At 59.1% G+C, this 462-nt stretch carries 1 protein-coding gene; it reads right to left on the bottom strand.

Features of this window, described 5'->3' with window-relative positions:
* On the bottom strand, positions 1-462 hold a 462-nt coding region (locus tag RTW80_RS27255; RefSeq protein WP_312721206.1), incomplete at both ends, for an ABC transporter transmembrane domain-containing protein.

Genomic DNA, 462 nt, shown 5'->3' with positions numbered 1-462 from the left:
ATGCGTACACGCACAATCTGCCGCGACTGCCTATCGAGCCAGTGCGTTTCACGCATCTCTGCCACACAGGATTTTACCACTGAGATCTGTGCCAGCACCTCGCGTATATGTTCGGTGAGATTCGCCAGTTGGTCCGAGGCCAGCCCGGTTTGCGCGAAGACCCTACGACGCGCACGAAGCGCGGTGATCGCCAGGCATACCAGTACGCACACGACGATAAGCGTCATGGCAGGGGACATCCACAGCATCACGGCAATGCCGGCAATGTAATAAGTGAACACTGCCAGCGGCACCGGGCACATCTGCAGCAGGGTATGCACCTGCTGCAGATCGCTGTTGGTCCGTGAAATCACCTGCCCGGTGCGCAGCGCATCCTGGCCTGCGCCGTCAAGTTTTTGAATACTGTCGATTGCCCGTCCTCGAAGGGTGTGCTGCACCCAGAGCGAGAGCTCCCCGGCATAA

Origin of the sequence: Escherichia sp. AM3 (assembly GCF_032029835.1) — a bacterium.
GTDB classification, from domain to species: Bacteria; Pseudomonadota; Gammaproteobacteria; order Enterobacterales; family Enterobacteriaceae; genus Escherichia; species Escherichia coli.
The sequence above is the reverse complement of the archived record's forward strand: the minus strand, read 5'-3'. Positions and strand labels throughout refer to the sequence as shown.